Origin of the sequence: uncultured Tateyamaria sp. (genome assembly GCF_947503705.1) — a bacterium.
GTDB lineage: Bacteria > Pseudomonadota > Alphaproteobacteria > Rhodobacterales > Rhodobacteraceae > Tateyamaria.
In genome coordinates, this window is record NZ_CANNES010000011.1 from 81,209 (window position 1) to 97,632 (window position 16,424).

General features: G+C 58.5%; 17 protein-coding genes. 12 read left to right on the forward strand and 5 right to left on the reverse strand.

Annotated elements, in window-relative coordinates; all coding sequences use genetic code 11:
• Window positions 1-11: 11 nt before the first annotated feature.
• Together Q1A44_RS19010 and Q1A44_RS19015 are read left to right on the forward strand one after the other, a co-directional pair.
• Entirely contained in the window at window positions 12-902 is an 891-nt protein-coding gene (locus Q1A44_RS19010) for a TIM barrel protein (RefSeq protein WP_299628465.1), read from the forward strand.
• Window positions 903-916: 14 nt separating this feature from the next.
• Window positions 917-2,053, forward strand: coding sequence for a Gfo/Idh/MocA family oxidoreductase (locus Q1A44_RS19015; RefSeq protein ID WP_299628467.1), 1,137 nt, complete (start codon window positions 917-919; stop codon window positions 2,051-2,053).
• On the opposite strand, the gene Q1A44_RS19020 is transcribed toward Q1A44_RS19015, so the two are convergent.
• Entirely contained in the window at window positions 2,050-3,066 is a 1,017-nt protein-coding gene (locus tag Q1A44_RS19020) for a LacI family DNA-binding transcriptional regulator (RefSeq protein WP_299628469.1), read from the reverse strand. The genes Q1A44_RS19015 and Q1A44_RS19020 overlap by 4 nt on opposite strands.
• 208 nt (window positions 3,067-3,274) lie before the next feature.
• Between Q1A44_RS19020 and Q1A44_RS19025 the strand changes: the two genes are divergently transcribed.
• The 3 genes from Q1A44_RS19025 (at window position 3,275) to Q1A44_RS19035 (ending at window position 6,197) form a co-directional block, all read left to right on the forward strand.
• Window positions 3,275-4,225, forward strand: coding sequence for a sugar ABC transporter substrate-binding protein (locus tag Q1A44_RS19025; protein ID WP_299628471.1), 951 nt, complete (start codon window positions 3,275-3,277; stop codon window positions 4,223-4,225).
• A gap of 69 nt (window positions 4,226-4,294) precedes the next feature.
• Entirely contained in the window at window positions 4,295-5,416 is a 1,122-nt protein-coding gene (locus Q1A44_RS19030) for an ABC transporter permease (RefSeq protein ID WP_299628473.1), read from the forward strand.
• A 1-nt stretch (window position 5,417) separates the two neighbouring features.
• Entirely contained in the window at window positions 5,418-6,197 is a 780-nt protein-coding gene (locus tag Q1A44_RS19035) for an ATP-binding cassette domain-containing protein (RefSeq protein ID WP_299628475.1), read from the forward strand.
• A gap of 50 nt (window positions 6,198-6,247) precedes the next feature.
• Here the strand turns inward: Q1A44_RS19035 and Q1A44_RS19040 are convergent, their stop codons facing one another.
• Window positions 6,248-7,420: a phytanoyl-CoA dioxygenase family protein gene (locus Q1A44_RS19040; RefSeq protein WP_299628477.1), complete on the reverse strand. Its 1,173-nt coding sequence runs from the start codon at window positions 7,418-7,420 to the stop codon at window positions 6,248-6,250.
• Window positions 7,421-7,659: 239 nt separating this feature from the next.
• On the opposite strand from Q1A44_RS19040, the gene Q1A44_RS19045 reads away from it, so the two are divergent.
• From Q1A44_RS19045 to Q1A44_RS19075, 7 genes are all read left to right on the forward strand, one after another.
• Complete coding sequence (locus tag Q1A44_RS19045; RefSeq protein ID WP_299628479.1) at window positions 7,660-8,475, forward strand: tryptophan 2,3-dioxygenase family protein; 816 nt, start codon at window positions 7,660-7,662, stop codon at window positions 8,473-8,475.
• A complete protein-coding gene (gene kynU, locus Q1A44_RS19050; RefSeq protein ID WP_299628481.1) occupies window positions 8,476-9,660 on the forward strand; it encodes a kynureninase in 1,185 nt (394 codons plus the stop codon).
• 93 nt (window positions 9,661-9,753) lie between these two features.
• Entirely contained in the window at window positions 9,754-10,896 is a 1,143-nt protein-coding gene (locus tag Q1A44_RS19055; RefSeq protein WP_299628483.1) for an ABC transporter substrate-binding protein, read from the forward strand.
• A gap of 81 nt (window positions 10,897-10,977) precedes the next feature.
• Window positions 10,978-11,895 (forward strand): branched-chain amino acid ABC transporter permease, encoded by a 918-nt coding sequence (locus tag Q1A44_RS19060; protein WP_299628485.1) that lies wholly within the window; start codon window positions 10,978-10,980, stop codon window positions 11,893-11,895.
• Window positions 11,895-12,878, forward strand: coding sequence for a branched-chain amino acid ABC transporter permease (locus tag Q1A44_RS19065; RefSeq protein WP_299628535.1), 984 nt, complete (start codon window positions 11,895-11,897; stop codon window positions 12,876-12,878). The genes Q1A44_RS19060 and Q1A44_RS19065 overlap by 1 nt, the downstream gene beginning before the upstream one ends.
• Window positions 12,871-13,626, forward strand: coding sequence for an ABC transporter ATP-binding protein (locus Q1A44_RS19070; protein WP_299628487.1), 756 nt, complete (start codon window positions 12,871-12,873; stop codon window positions 13,624-13,626). The genes Q1A44_RS19065 and Q1A44_RS19070 overlap by 8 nt, the downstream gene beginning before the upstream one ends.
• The gene (locus tag Q1A44_RS19075) at window positions 13,623-14,312 is read left to right on the forward strand and encodes an ABC transporter ATP-binding protein (protein WP_299628489.1); all 690 of its coding nucleotides are present in this window, start codon (window positions 13,623-13,625) and stop codon (window positions 14,310-14,312) included. Before Q1A44_RS19070 ends, Q1A44_RS19075 begins: the two co-directional genes overlap by 4 nt.
• 54 nt (window positions 14,313-14,366) lie before the next feature.
• Here Q1A44_RS19075 and Q1A44_RS19080 read toward each other — a convergent pair whose 3' ends face one another.
• From Q1A44_RS19080 to Q1A44_RS19090, 3 genes are read right to left on the reverse strand one after another with little or no spacing between them, the layout of a single operon-like run.
• Entirely contained in the window at window positions 14,367-15,161 is a 795-nt protein-coding gene (locus tag Q1A44_RS19080) for a metal ABC transporter permease (protein ID WP_299628536.1), read from the reverse strand.
• Entirely contained in the window at window positions 15,154-15,870 is a 717-nt protein-coding gene (locus Q1A44_RS19085) for a metal ABC transporter ATP-binding protein (protein ID WP_299628491.1), read from the reverse strand. Before Q1A44_RS19085 ends, Q1A44_RS19080 begins: the two co-directional genes overlap by 8 nt.
• A complete protein-coding gene (locus tag Q1A44_RS19090; RefSeq protein ID WP_299628493.1) occupies window positions 15,867-16,343 on the reverse strand; it encodes a transcriptional repressor in 477 nt (158 codons plus the stop codon). Before Q1A44_RS19090 ends, Q1A44_RS19085 begins: the two co-directional genes overlap by 4 nt.
• Window positions 16,344-16,424 lie beyond the last annotated feature (81 nt).

A 16,424-nucleotide genomic window follows, 5' to 3' on the forward strand; every position in this document is an offset into this window, starting at 1 on the left:
AGACCACGCTTATGACCATCAAGATCGGCAACGCCCCCTGTTCATGGGGTATCGAATTTCCCAGTGATCCGTCTTATCCATCCTGGCAATCCGTTTTGGATCAGTGCGCGGGGGCAGGTTACAAAGGGATCGAACTTGGGCCCATCGGTTACATGCCCGAAGACCCCGCGATCCTTGCGCCTGCTCTGGCCGAGCGCGATCTCGAAATCATTGGCGGCGTGGTATTTCGCGCCTTTCACGACGTGTCCATGTGGGATGACGTAATGGATGCGAGCGTGCGTACCTGCAAAGCGCTGGTTGCCCATGGCGCGCGGCATCTTGTTTTGATTGACAGCATTTCGCCACGCCGCGCCCCGACCGCTGGTCGGGCAGACGAGGCCGAGCAAATGGACAAGGCTGAATGGACAGCCTACCGCGACCGCATCGCAACCATAGCCAGGATGGGGGCGGAGGAATACGGGTTAACTGTGGGCATTCACGCCCACGCGGCAGGTTTCATGGACTTTGAGCCGGAGCTGGAGCGACTTTTGAGCGAGGTGGATGAAAGCATCCTGAAGATATGTTTCGACACCGGGCACCACAGCTATGCAGGCTTTGATCCCGTGGCGTTTATGGACCGCTACATGAGCCGTATTTCCTACATGCATTTCAAGGATATCGACCCGGTGGTGAAGGCCGATGTGGTCGCAAAACGAACCGATTTCTACACTGCCTGCGGTCAGGGGATTTTTTGCAATCTGGGGCGGGGGGATGTGGACTTTCCAGCGGTACGGAAACGTCTGATGGATGCCGGTTTTGTTGGCTGGTGCACGGTTGAACAAGACTGTGACCCATCCATGCCAGGCACTCCACTGGAAGACGCGCGGGCCAACCGTGAATATCTGCAATCCATTGGCTTTTAACAGAAAGATACGTCATGGCAAAGTTGAGATGGGGGATGATCGGTGGCGGTGAAGGCAGCCAGATCGGGCCAGCGCACCGCTTGGGTGCGCGAGCCGATGGGTTGTTCGAATTCGCCGCGGGCGCACTGGATCATCGTGCGGATGTTGGGCGCGAATATGCCCAGCGTCTGGGCATCTCCAAAGACCGCGCCTATGGCGACTGGCAGGAGATGCTGGCAGGCGAAAAGGACCGTGCCGACCGTGTTGATCTGGTCACCGTTGCCACGCCCAACGCGACTCATTTCGAGATCACCAAAGCCTTTCTTGAGGCCGGGTTCAACGTGCTGTGCGAAAAGCCGATGACGATGCAGGTGGACGAAGGCGAAGAGATCGTGCGCATCGCCGCCGCGACTGGCAAGATATGCGCCGTCAACTACTGCTATTCTGCCTATCCGATGGTCCGGCAAGCCCGCGCGATGGTGCGCGCGGGCGAGTTGGGCAAGGTCCGTCTGGTCGTCACAAACTTTAGCCATGGTCATCATGGCGACGCCACGGACGCGGACAATCCACGCGTGCGCTGGCGCTATGATCCGGCAATGGCGGGGGTTTCGGGGCAGTTTGCCGATTGCGGCATTCACGCGCTGCACATGGCCAGTTTTATCTGTGACGATCAGGTCGAAACGCTGTCCGCCGACTTTGCCTCGACCATTCCCAGCCGGGAATTGGAGGATGATGCGATGATCAATTTCCGGCTAGGCGGCGGCACAGTTGGCAGGCTCTGGACGTCGTCCGTGGCCATTGGCCGTCAGCACGGGTTCGACATCCAGGTCTTTGGCGAAACGGGCGGTGTGCGGTGGGCGTCGGAACAGCCCAACCAGCTCATCTATACTCCCGTTGGTGGGCGTACTCAGATCATCGAAAAAGGCGAAAGCGGGCTTTATGAGGACGCAACGCGCCTGTCTCGGGTGTCAATTGCGCATCCTGAAGGGTTCCCCTTGGCCGTTGCCAATATCTATTGCGACCTGGCCGACGCCATCAGGGGCGAGGTTCGCGACGGTTTGCCAAATGCGGGTGACGGCGTCCGGTCCATGGCGGCGGTGCATACGGCTGTCGCTTCGGCTAAGGAAAACGGCGCATGGCTGGACGCGCGCCCACCGATGTTCCGAACCTAACTACTTGATAATATGTGGATTTCGTGGCGTAATGTGCCCCGTTCAATGATCTTGCAGGCAAAGATGCGGTGCTCTGGATAGCGGTCGGGGTCATCCAGCATGCCTGTGATCAACTCGATGCAAGAGGTCACGATTTGCTGTATGGGCTGACGGATGGTGGTGAGGTTTATGTTTTCCCATCCGGCCATGGTCATGTCATTGAGGCCGATGATTCCGATGTCGTCGGGCACGCGCAGCCCATGATCCGCGATGGCGGAAAGCGCGCCGATGGACAGGACGTCATCACCGCCGAAATAAGCTTGTGCCGGACTGCTTTGCAAAAGGCGCAGCATCTCTTGTCGGCCGGCGTCGAACGAATAGGCGTCAGCAAAACTGTGTGTGACGGTCACGTGTGGATGACGTGCCAACTCGTCCAGAAATCCGTGCATCCGGTCTTGGGTTGAAGTCGCATCCTGCGGCCCGCCCATAAAGCCGAGACGGGTATAACCACGCGCGACCAAAGTTGTCGCGGCCATGCGCCCCGCCTCGACATTGTCGATGCCCACGACATGGGCTTGTGGCGCGCGGGTGGGGCGGCCAAAGGCGCGTACTACGGGGATGCCCGCGTCACGAAACGCCTTGGCAAAGCCCGCGGGCAGGGTGGAGGAGGCGACTATCACCCCATCCGCTGAATATTGGCGCATCATTTTGACAGAATTTGCGGGATCGGTTTCGTCTGTCAGGTTGACTAGCAAGGGCCGCAACCCCTTGTCCTGAAGCCCACGTGTGAACAGGTCGAAAACTTCCAGGAAGATCGGGTTGTGAAAGTTGTTGGAGACCAGACCAATCAACCGGGTGCGCCCTGTCGTCAGGCTGGAGGCCAGCGCATTGGGGCTATAGCCGAGCTCTTTGGCCGCTTTTTCCACACGTTGGCGCATCTTAGCAGAAACGGATGCGCCATCGGTAAAGGTGCGAGACACCGCCGACCGGGACACCCCCGCGCGTTCGGCAACATCCTTCAACGTGGTTGGCATAACTCGTCTCGCTCCGATCTGGCTGCACTCAGGCACCGATTACCCAAACCATACCCGCCCACTGCATACAAAGTCAGGGGGAGAGCATGCAATTTTAGAACTTTCTTTGCAACCGATTGCAAAAATAATAGCGATGTGCTTAGTTCGAGTCGAAAGCGCGGATCAGTCCGCGCTTGCGCCAGTTGTTTGGCAATTCAGGGAGGAAGTTATGAAATCACTATTCAAGAGTGTCGCGCTCGCCACAGCCATGGTGGCCGCACCATTCATGGTCGCGACAACCGCGCAGGCGGAAGGCGAGAAATACATTCTGGTCAGCCACGCACCGGACAGCGACAGCTGGTGGAACACCATCAAGAACGGCATCGCGCTTGCCGGCGATCAGATGGGTGTCGAGGTTGAGTATCGCAATCCACCCACAGGCGATCTGGCGGACATGGCCCGGATCATCGACCAGGCAGCCGCATCCGGCCCCAATGGCATCATCACGACATTGGCCGACTTCGACGTGTTGAGCGGGCCGATCAAGGCCGCCGTTGATCAAGGCATCAACGTTATCATCATGAACTCTGGCACGGCCGAGCAAACGCGCGAAGTGGGCGCTTTGATGTTCGTGGGCCAGCCCGAATATGACGCAGGCTATGCAGCCGGTCTGCGTGCGAAAGGCGACGGCGTCGGGTCGTTCGTTTGTGTGAACCACGTCATTTCGAACACCGTAGTGGCCGAACGCTGTCGCGGGTTTGCGGACGGCCTGGGCATCGAACTGGGCGATTCGATGATTGACGCGGGCCAAGACCCTGCCGAGATCAAAAACCGGGTGATCGCGCACTTGAACGCCAACCCCGATCTGGACGCGGTTCTGACGCTTGGGCCGACCTCGGCCGACCCAACGATCCTCGCGCTTGAGGAAATGGGCCTGGCGGGCGACATTTATTTCGGCACGTTTGACCTGGGTGAAAACATCGTCAAAGGCATCAAGTCTGGCATCATCGAGTGGGGCATTGATCAGCAGCCCTTCCTTCAGGCGTATCTGCCTGTCGTGATCCTTGCCAATTATGATCGCTACGGCGTTCTGCCCGGCAACAACATCAACTCGGGCCCCGGTTTTGTGACTGCTGACGGCCTTGAAAAGGTCGAAGAGTTCGCGGGCGAGTTCCGTTAATTCACGAAATGACGGGGCGGCCAGAACAAACTGGCCGCCCTTTTTCTCTCTGACGAAGGACGTGTCCGAATGACCGATGGCTCCAACCCCAATGACGCCGATGAACGGGTCCTGGCCCGCTCGCGCTTTCGCGAAGCTCTGATCCGGCCCGAATTGGGCGGCATCGCGGGCATTATTCTCGTCTTCATCTTTTTCCTGCTGACCGCTCGTGACAGCGGTATGTTTGGCCCGGCAGGCGTCATGAACTGGTCGATCGTTTCGGCCCAATTTGCCATCATCGCGGTCGGCGCGTGCTTGTTGATGATTGCGGGCGAATTTGACCTGTCCGTCGGGTCCATGATCGGCTTTGCCGGGATCAGCATCGCGATCCTGTCGGTCCATCTGGGCTGGCCCATGTGGATGGCGATCATCGCAACCTTCATCATTTGTGTGGCCCTGGGCGGCGTCAACGGCTGGCTTGTGATCAAGACCGGGCTGCCCAGCTTCATTGTTACGCTGGCATTCCTCTATATCCTGCGCGGTCTGACGATCTTTGCCGCCATTGCAACCACTCGCAAAACCATCATCGGAGGGGTGCGCGAACAAGCCGAGGGCGATTGGCTGGCCTCGCTTTTCGGCGGTAAGGTCCTCACTGGCGTCTTCCAGTGGATGGGCGACGCGGGCTGGATCGAGACATTTTCGCGCGGAACCCGAGAGGGTCAACCGGTCGTGGATGGCATCCCGATGCTGATCGTTTGGGCCATCGCGCTGGTCATTTTTGGCCACTTTCTTCTCACCCGCACCAAGTTCGGCAACTGGATTTTCGCATCCGGCGGCGATGCGCAGTCGGCTCGCTATACGGGTGTTCCCGTCAACCGCGTCAAAATCTTGATGTTCATGTTCACCGCTTTTTGCGCGACTGTCTTTGCCACCTGCCAGGTGATGGAGTTTGGATCGGCCGGGGCTGACCGCGGCCTACTGAAGGAGTTTGAGGCGATCATCTCGGTGGTCATCGGCGGCGCGCTTTTGACCGGCGGATATGGCTCGGTGATCGGGGCCGCCTTGGGCGCGCTGATCTTTGGCGTGGTGCAACAGGGCCTCTTCTTTGCTGGCGTCGAAAGTTCGCTCTTCCGGGTGTTCCTTGGTGTGATCCTGCTCCTTGCGGTGATCCTGAACACCTATATCCGACGCATGATCACGGGGGAGAAATGATATGAGTACTCCACTTGTCGAGATGAAGAATATCGAGAAGCACTTTGGCTCTGTGATCGCTTTGGCGGGTGTATCGCTTGAGGTGCATCCTGGTGAATGTCACTGCCTTTTGGGCGACAACGGAGCGGGCAAGTCGACATTCATCAAGACCATGTCCGGCGTCCACAAACCGACCAAGGGCGAGATCTATTTCGAAGGTCAGCCCATGAACTTTGAGCGGCCCCGCGACGCCATCAACGCAGGCATTGCCACGGTCTATCAGGATCTCGCGATGATCCCGCTGATGTCGGTGTCACGCAATTTCTTCATGGGCAACGAGCCCACGAAGCGGATCGGCCCCGTCACCGTCTTTGACCACGAACAGGCCAATGACGTGACGATGGCCGAAATGAAAAAGATGGGCATTAACCTGCGTGGGCCTGACCAGGCGGTCGGCACTTTGTCAGGTGGCGAACGTCAGACGGTGGCCATTGCGCGTGCGGTTTATTTCGGGGCCAAAGTGCTCATTCTTGATGAGCCGACGTCTGCCCTTGGGGTGCGCCAAACCTCGAATGTCTTGGCCACGGTCGACCGCGTACGCAAGAAAGGCATCGCCGTCGTTTTCATTACCCATAACGTGCGGCACGCCATGGCCGTGGGTGATCGGTTTACGGTCTTGAACCGGGGCAAAACCTTGGGCACCGCCAAAAGGGGCGAGATCACGCCTGACGAATTGCAAGACCTAATGGCGGGCGGCCAAGAACTTGCGACGCTCGAAGGGAGCTTGGGCGGCACCGTTTAAGCGCAGGCCTCGCCAAGGAAACCGCCGCACCCTTCGGAGTGGCGGTTTCCTTATGGCCGCTGACGCTCCGTGATCCGATCCAGCGCGGCGCTGAACTCATCCGGTTCCATGCCTTCGGCAAGGGCGCGGTGAAACAGGGCTGCTTGCGTTTCAGGGGCCAAGCCGCCCACCGGGGGATCGCGGTCAAGGTTGGTCGGAAAGGAATATCCCTCGGCACAAGCCGCAATTGCAGCATGTCGGTTCGCTTCGCTTTGCGTGCCTTCGGCCTGAGCGTGTGGGTAAAGCACTTTGCACATTGCGGCCCGGTCCAGAGTCTCCATCGCGCGCCCAAAGGCAGAGGACACTTGCAGCAGGTTTGCCATGCGGTGAATGTCGGCACTGGTGTTGGCACCGGCCGCATGGAACAGGGCAGGGTTAAAGAACACTGCGTCACCCTTGGAAAGCGGCAGTTGCACGTAGTTTTCTTCAAAACAGGCCCGAAACTCGGGCAGCCGCCAGGCGGCATAGCCGGGGCGGTAGAGCTGTGAAAAAGGTAAAAGCTTCGTCGGTCCACTTTCCACCGGCATGTCACAATGGGCAATCGCACCTTGCAAGGTTAGGCTCGCGGAAAGATCGTGTACGTGCGCGGGATAGCGCCCGCTGACCTGTGCCGTTTGAAAACCCAGATGGTAGTCGCGATGTGCCTGCTGTGCCGCTCCGCCGGGATGGACCAGGTTGACTTGTGCGGTCATCTGATAATTTGGACCCAACCAAGCTTCGGCCACAGCGTCGATGGCGGCATTGCCGAAATACTGCAAAAACACCTCCGGCGCGCGCAGGCACAGTTTCTGGCACGCGTTCCAAATGCGGTCATTGGCGCCAGAGGCTGCAAAATGATCCCCACTGCCACCACTGGCCTTTTTTTCCTCTGTGATGATCTTCTCGAACAGGGTTGTTGCTGCATCCAGTGGACGAGTGTCGGCATACACGCCTCGCAGGGCCAGCACGCCGGGGCCGTTCAGAAACACATTTGCCCATTCCGTCATGAGGCTCTGGCGTGTTTCAGGCGCGTCCAATTCCGGGCGCAATCGGGCCATATCGTAGATCGGAATGTTGTGTCGAAGTTCATCCGCCTGTGGCATCGCGGCTGCATCAGCGCTTTGTCGGATCAGCGCATGGAAGTCGCCGATCTCGCAGTCGTCAGCGGCATAATAACCACCAAACGCTTCGCTTTGGTCCTTCATCTCCGGCTCCTCCCAGTGCAGAGTGCGGTTGATCAGGTTTTACCTGCCAACCTATTGTCTTTCCTGAGAATTGTAGGTGATTTGAGAGGCTAGGGGAACGCTTTACTGAGTGCATGGGCTGGATATCTGCGCAGCTTGCTGCCGATCTCGACGGTTGCGCGCCTGGGCGTTACAAGCGACAGTCCGATCAATGCTGTTCGGGTTTTTCCGGGCAAAAGTCTCGCGTCACAGGAGGGAGCATGACCGATCATCACGGGGCCAAGCTCGATTTCGCCAAGGACATGTCCTATGGCGATTATCTGGGGCTGGACGCGCTGCTTTACGCTCAGCATCCGCGCTCTGAGGCCCATGACGAGATGCTGTTTATCATCCAGCACCAAACATCCGAGCTTTGGATGCGTCTGGCGATCCACGAATTGCATGCTGCGCGTAATGCAATTCTGGCCAACGACCTGCGCCCTGCTTTCAAGATGCTGGCCCGGGTGACCCGGATTTTTGAGCAATTGAACGGCGCGTGGGACGTTCTGCGCACCATGACGCCCAGCGAGTACACAGATTTTCGCCCGGCTTTGGGCAATTCCTCGGGCTTTCAATCGCATCAGTACCGGATGATTGAATTCATTCTGGGCAATCGCCAAACGGCCCTGACGAAAGTGCACGCACATAAGGCCGAAGCACATGGCGTGCTGATGGATGAACTTCAACGACCGAGCCTGTATCAGGTGGCCTTGTCGCTGACGGCGCGAGGGTTGGACCTTTCTGACCCTGCGGGCCTGCCAGCACAGGCGTCATGGGTAGCACAGCAACCGATCCAAGACATGTGGCAACATGTTTACGAAGACCCCGCAACCCATTGGGAACTATATGAGTTGGCGGAAAAGCTGGTGGACCTTGAAGACTATTTCCGCCGATGGCGTTTCAATCATGTGACCACGGTTGAACGGATCATCGGATTCAAGCGCGGCACTGGTGGTACCGCGGGGGTGGCCTATTTGCGCAAGATGCTCGAAGTTGAGCTGTTTCCAGAGCTTTGGCACGTGAGAGGAGACCTGTAGATGGTTCTGCAAAAAGACTTTTTCGACTTACCCACAGGGATGATTTACCTTGATGGAAACTCTTTGGGTCCGCTGCCCAATACAGCCAAAGCCCGTGTCGCTGCCATGATGCAGGACGAATGGGGCGCGCAATTGATCAAGGGCTGGAACAGTGCCGGTTGGATGGCGCAACCTTCGCGGATCGGCGATGCGGTTGGTCGGTTGATCGGAGCGCCCACCGGCTCTGTTGTGATGGGCGATACGTTATCAATCAAGGTTTATCAAGCAGTGGCAGCTGCCATCAGGATGCGGCCTGAGCGACGTGTTATTCTGAGCGATTCCGGCAACTTCCCGACCGACCTTTATATGGTTCAAGGGCTGATCCGTGCGCTTGATCAAGGATACGAATTGCGGGTTGTTGCCCCTGACGAGGTTACCGAGGCAATTGATGACAGTGTGGCCGCGGTGATGCTGACCGAGGTCGACTATCGCACAGGTCGATTGCACAATATGGGTGATTTGACAAAGCGTGCGCATGCCGCCGGTGCGATAATGATCTGGGATCTGGCCCACAGCGCCGGCGCCATTCCGGTTGATCTGGCCGGATGTGGTTGCGAGCTTGCGGTGGGCTGCACTTACAAATACCTCAATGGCGGTCCCGGCGCGCCTGCCTTTATCTATGTGCGTCCCGATCTGGCGGATACGATTGAACCGGCGTTGGCCGGATGGTTGGGCCATGACGCGCCCTTTGACTTTGACCTCGAATATCGGCCCGCACCTGGGATCGAGCGCATGCGCGTGGGCACGCCACCTGTCATCCAACTGGCCGCACTGGAGGCCGCACTTGAGGTTTGGGAGGCTGTGGATATGTCAGAATTACGTTCTGCATCAATCGCTTTGCAGGAAACCTTTATCCATCACGTTGAGGCACGCGTTCCGCAGTTGGCGCTCGCCAGTCCACGTGACAGTGCACAGCGCGGCAGCCAGGTCTCGTTCGCATTCGAGAACGGTTACGCCGCGATGCAGGCCCTGATTGCGCGCGGCGTCATAGGAGATTTCCGTGCGCCCGACATCATGCGCTTTGGTTTTACTCCGCTTTACATCGACGAGGCAGATGTGATTGCTGCGGTTGATCATATTGAAGTGGTCATGCGTGACCGGATATGGGACGACCCGCAATATCTGACCCGCCAAAGGGTCACGTAACGCATATCAGGGCTTGACAGAACACAGCCTCATAAGGGTCTGATGATCCACAATAAGAGGGCCGATAGAGCCCGCATTCATGGGAAAAGATTTATGACGTTGAAGACTATGATGGCAGCCGCATGTGTGGCGGCCTTGGGCACGGCAGCGCTCGCAGATGGGCATGGCGGCAAGGTCAAGGTTGGTATGATCACGACCCTGTCCGGCGGCGGTGCAGGCCTCGGCATTGACGTGCGTGACGGGTTTTTGTTGGCGGCAAAGGGCAATGACAGCCTTGAGTTCGTAATCGAGGATGACCAGCGCAAGCCCGACATTGCCGTGCAATTGGCTGACAAGATGATCCAATCGGAAAAAGTCGACGTCATGACCGGCATCATCTGGTCCAACCTGGCCATGGCCGTCGTGCCCGCAGCGACGGCGCAGGGCGCGTTTTACCTGTCGCCAAATGCCGGCCCTTCGGCCCTTGCAGGACGTGGATGTCATCAGAACTACTTCAACGTTAGCTGGCAAAATGACGCGTTTTACGAGGCGGGTGGCGCATGGGCGTCCGAGAACGGGATCGAAAAGGTCTTTCTCATTGCGCCCAACTATCCGGCAGGCAAGGACGGTATGACAGGGTTCAAACGGACATTCAAAGGCGAGGTCGTGAACGAGGTTTACACCAAGCTGGGCCAGACCGATTACGCCGCCGAGATCGCGCAAATCCGCGCTTCGGATGCCGACACGGTTTATTTCTTCCTGCCCGGCGGCATGGGCATTTCGTTCATGAAGCAATATTCCGGCTCTGGCGTCGACAAGACGGTGATGGGCCCCGCTTTCAGCTTTGATCAGGGCATACTTGGTGCGATCGGCGAAGCCGCCTTGGGGGTCAAGAACACTGCCCATTGGTCCAAGGATCTCGACGTGCCGGGAAACGCCGAATTTGTCAGCGCGTTTCAAGCCGAGTATGGGCGTTTGCCGTCGCTTTATGCCGCGCAGGGTTACGACACCGCTCTGCTCTTGATCTCGGCGATGGGTAAGGCGGATGTGAAGGATGCGGATGCTTTCCGCTCCGCGTTGAAAGAGGCCGATTTCCAGTCGGTTCGGGGTGATTTCGCCTTTGCAGACAATCACCACCCGATCCAGAATGTTTACATGCGCGAGGTCGTCAAGGAGGGTGATGTCGTAACCAACAAATTGGTGGGTGTGGCCCTGTCTGACCATTCGGATGTCTACGGCGCCGATTGCGAGATGTAACGCAACAGCCCCGGTCACGGCCGGGGCTTACCCATTTTTCTCAATGACTTGTCCGGTGATCTTGCCGGATTGGGTAGGGCTATGACGACCCTTCTTTTGATCGAACAGGTGCTGAACGGGTTGCAATCGGGGATCATGCTGTTCCTGATGGCGGCTGGTCTGACTTTGATCTTTGGGGTCATGGGATTGATCAATCTGGCGCATGGCTCGCTTTATATGGTGGGTGCCTTTGCGGCGGCGGCGGTTGCCGGTGCGACGGGGTCTTTTGTGCTGGCGCTGATGGCCTCCTTAATCGCGGCTGCGGCAGCGGGCGCGGTGATCGAGATGGTGGTGATCCGGCGGCTTTATGACCGCGATCACCTTGATCAGGTCCTTGCCACCTTCGCGCTGATCCTGATCTTTTCCGAAGGCACGCGGTGGGTCTTTGGATCCTTCCCGCTTTACCTTGACGTGCCTGCGGCCTTGGCGGGGCCGGTGACATTACCGGGAGGAATACTATATCCGGCCTATCGTTTGCTGATCATTGTCGTGGGTCTTGCGATCGCTGCCGGGCTGTTTTTGCTGATTGCACGCACGCGGATCGGCATTCAGATCCGTGCGGGGGAAAGTGACCGCGAGATGATCGGGGCCTTGGGCGTTGATATCTCACGGCTCTATACAATCGTCTTTGCCTTGGGCGCGGCCCTTGCTGGGCTGGCGGGTGCATTGGTTGGGGCCATCCAATCGGTCCAGGTCGGAATGGGCGAGCCCGTGTTAATCCTTGCTTTTGTGGTCATTGTGATCGGCGGCATCGGCTCGATCAAGGGGGCGCTTGTCGGGGCGCTTCTGGTTGGTCTGACTGATACGCTTGGGGGCGTGTTGCTGCCGCTTGCCTTTGGCGTTTTCATGGATGCATCGACGGCTACGGCAGTCGGCTCTGCGCTCGCGTCTATGTCGATTTATATCCTGATGGCCATCGTGCTGCTCTACCGGCCCACGGGCCTTTTCGGAACGGTATGATACGACGCGAGGGCATCATCAACACGCTGATCTTCCTCAGCCTTCCGGCAGTCGCAGGTGCCGCATTGCTGCTGGACGAGCCGTTCACCATCACACTGGCCACGCGCGCGGCCATCCTTGCGCTGGCGGCGGTCGGTCTGAACCTTGCCCTCGGATTGGGCGGGCTGGTCAGCCTGGGTCACGCCGCGTTTTTCGGAATTGGCGGCTATGCAATGGGGATATTGGCCAGCCATGCGCAGTCCTATGTGCCTTTGATTGACACGTGGATTGTGATTGAGGGGACGAAATCGATGCCGGTGATCTGGCTGGTAGCGGTGATCGCTTCCGCCTTCGCGGCCTTGGCAATTGGCGCGCTCAGCCTGCGTACTTCGGGTGTGTACTTCATCATGATCACGCTCGCCTTCGGTCAGATGTTTTACTATTTTGCAATCTCTTGGCCTGCCTACGGCGGTGAAGACGGGCTGAGCATCTATGTTCGCAACGATTTTCCGGGCTTGAATACCTTGGTCCCAATCCAGTTCTTTGGCTTGGTTTTTACCATTCTGGCGCTTGTGCTCTGGGCAATGGGCCGCTTGGCGGCATCACCTTTTGGTCTGGCTCTGAACGCCGCCCGTCAGAACGCAGAGCGGGTTGAGACAGTGGGTCTGACCCCGTTTCGACTCCGCCTTGTTGCCTTTGTGATCTCGGGTGCAATTACGGGGCTTGCGGGGGCGCTCTTTGCCGATCTCAACCGCTTTGTCTCGCCGTCGATGTTCAGTTGGCAAATGTCGGGCGAGTTCATCGTCTTTATCGTATTGGGCGGGATCGGACGCCTTTTTGGCCCCGTGGCGGGGGCGTGCCTGTTTGTAGTGTTGGAACATATGTTGAGCGGGGTCAGCGAGTTCTGGCTGATCTATGTCGGCGCAATCTTGCTTTTGGTGGTGCTCTTTGCCCGAGGCGGTTTGATCGGGACGCTTGCGGGACGCGCAGTGGCCCATGACTGATCCCCTACTGCATATCGAAGGATTGTCCAAATCTTTCGGTGCGTTGAAAGCCACAGATGATGTGACGCTTTCGCTGAAGCCTGGTGAAATTCATGCGTTGATCGGCCCAAATGGGGCAGGCAAATCGACGCTGATCAAACAGGTTGCGGGGGCACTTGTGCCTGATGCGGGCACGGTTTGGTTGAACGGTCGCGATGTGACGAAATTGCCCACCGCCGCAAGGGCACGGGCCGGGTTAGGCCGGACATTTCAGATCAGTTCGCTGGCGATGGAATACACGGTGCTTCAAAACGCTGTTCTGGGCGCTTTGGGCGCGCGGGGCTCCGTGTGGCGTTTTCTGGGAAATGTGATGCGGGACAAAGCGTTGCGCGGCACTGCCGAACGGGCTTTGGCGCGGGTGGGTTTGATGGAGCAGGCCTTGGTGCGCACCTCTGAGCTAAGCCACGGGCAACGCCGTTTATTGGAAGTCGCGGTCGCGCTGACGTTAGAACCTGACGTGTTCTTGATGGACGAACCTATGGCGGGCTTGGGGGCTGATGGATCGCGCCGCATGACCGGGTTTCTGGATGACCTGCGCAGCAGGGCACCAATCTTGTTGGTGGAGCATGACATGGATGCCGTGTTTGCGCTCGCCGACCGAATTTCTGTGTTGGTCTATGGCAAGATCATCGCCACTGGCACCGCGGATGAAATCCGTGCAAATCCTGAGGTGCGCTCCGCTTACCTGGGTGAAGAGATCGTGATATGACTTTGTTACGTATGGAGAATGTGCAAGCCTCCTACGGTCAAACCCAGGCTTTGTTTGGTGTCGATCTGCAAGTGGGTGAAGGTGAGGTCCTTGCGCTCATGGGGCGCAATGGGATGGGTAAATCGTCGACCGTCAAGGTGATGTGCCGTTTGTTGAAACATGCTTCCGGGCAGGTGCAATTTGCCGGGATGGATTTGGGGGGGATGCCACCCCATGTTGCCGCCCGAGCGGGCCTCGGCCTTGTGCCTGAGGGCCGCCGCTGTTTTCCGAATTTGACGGTATATGAAAACCTGATTGCGGCGGCGCGTGCGGGTGTATGGAGTTTTGCGGCTGTGACGGAGCTGTTTCCGCGTCTAGCCGAGCGGCGTGATCAAATGGCGTCGAGCCTGTCGGGGGGCGAACAGCAGATGTTAGCCATTGGTCGGGCGCTGATGACCAATCCCCGCTTGTTGATCCTGGACGAGGCGACGGAAGGTTTGGCGCCGGTGGTGCGGCAAGAGATATGGGCCGCACTTGCGCGCCTCAAGGCGGAGACCGGTCTTGCGCTGATTGTTGTCGATAAATCACTGGCGGAATTGTCCCGCGTCTCAGACAGGGCGGTGATCTTGGAGCGTGGGAAATCCGTTTGGACGGGCACGATGGATGTACTGAACGCGGAAGTGGCGGATCGATATTTGGGTGTGTGAGGGACGGGGTCGGACGCTCTTTGCCTTTGGCAAAGACGCCCTGCCCACCGTCCCTTAGCCGCGCCGCACCATCCGTGCCACGAGGCTGGTCAGGACGAACAGTCCCGCCGCCACGCAAACCATTGTGGGTCCCGTGGGCGTGTCGAGGTGGAAGGACGCTCCAAGCCCGCCGATGGCCGCCATAACGCCAATCACCGCCGTCACAAGCGCCATCATCTCGGGCGTGCCTGCCAAAGGCCGCGCCGCGGCGGGCGGGATCACCAGCAGCGCCCCGATCAGCAGGGCACCCACCGCCTTGATCGCCACCGCAACTGTAAGAGCCAGTGCCAACGTCAGAACCAGTTGTTCAGCACGGGGCGAAATACCGCTCGATTGTGCAAGATCCGCATTCAGCGTCGCTGCCAGCATCCGCTGCCACCGCCAAACCATCAGGCTGATAACTGCCGCGGCCCCCGCCCAGATCAGCGCAAGATCTGTCTTGGATACCGCGAGGATATCACCAAAGAGGTAGCCCATCAGATCGACACGGACCCCAGACAGGAACGAAACAGCGACGAGACCGATGGCCAAGGCGCTATGCGCCAGAACCCCGAGCAACGTATCTTCGGCCAGGCCGCGCCCGGATAGTGATTGGACCAAAAGGGCCATCATCATGGCCGTAGCCAGAACCCCGAGCATGATTGGCCCCTGAAAGGCCAGAGACAAGGCAACACCCATCAGTGCCGCATGGGCGGTGGCATCACCGAAATAGGCCATCCGACGCCAGACCACGAAACAGCCTAGGGGTGCGGCGGCCAGAGCCGTGCCAACACCAGCCAAGGCGGCGCGCATCAGAAAATCATCAAGCATGGTCGTGATCGTGGTCATGTTGGTGTCGGTAAAGCGCGAATGCTCCCTGCGTTCCTGTGCCGAAGAGTGCGCGGTATTCAGGCGCGTCCTGCACGACATCGGGCGTGCCTTCACAGCACACATGACCATTAAGGCACATCACCCGATCAGATGCGGCCATCACAACGTGTAAATCATGGCTGACCATCAAAACAGCGCAGTTCAGCCGTTCGCGAACATCCGCAATCTGGCGGTAAAAGGCGGCTGCACCCGGTTGGTCCAGGCCCTGTGTGGCCTCATCAAGGATCAGGATGTCGGGCTTCAGCAGGAGTGCTCGCGCCAGAAGAACCCGTTGAAATTGCCCTCCAGAGAGTGCGCGCAGCTGCGAACGGGCGAGGCCTGGCACGCCAGCCTCGCTCAGAGCGGCCTCGATATCGGCGCTGTTTTGGCGTTGAGGCAGGCTGAGGAACCGTGCCGCCGTCAGGGGCAAAAACCCATCCAACTGAAGGGTTTGTGGAACGTAACCGATGCTGATTCCGCGGGCGCGGATGACAGACCCGCTGGTGGGTGTCAGCGCGCCGATGAGCCCCTTTACCAGTGTCGATTTTCCTGAGCCGTTGGGGCCAACCAGCGTGACAATCTCACCACGGTCGATACAGAAATCCACGTTGCGCAGCACGGTCTTGCCACCCTGTGACAAGGTCAGCTTCTCGGCGGTGATCAAGCTCATGCAGCGTCCTGACAGGTGGGGCACAGGCCCAGGGCCTCGACGACAATCCGGTCGATTTGAAACCCTGCCGCGCGTGCGGCAGCGCCTAGTCGACCATCTGATGCTTCGGTCTCGGCCTCGGCCACGGATTTACATGCGGTGCAAATCAGGAAAGCTGGGGCATGATCTGATCCCAGATGGGCGCAAGCAATATAGGCGTTCAACCCTTCGATCTTATGGGCAAAGCCTGCTGAGGTCAGGAAATCCAATGCTCGGTAGGCCACTGGTGGGGCGGAGCCTAGGCCCTCGGCGGCAAAGTGGCTCAGCAGATCATAAGCACCCAAGGCGCGATGCTCGGCCAGCAGGATTTCAAGCGCGCGGCGTCGGATCGGCGTCAGCTTCAACTTGTGTTCGGCGCAATAGGTTTCTGCCTGCCTCAGCGTGCTGCTGATGCAAGCGGAATGGTCATGTGGATCAAAGCCGATGGCGGCCATGGGATGCTCCGTATACTCTCGGCTATTTTGTCGCTTGATATGTTATAGTATAACCGATAGCAAGGTGTCGTTGATGTTATG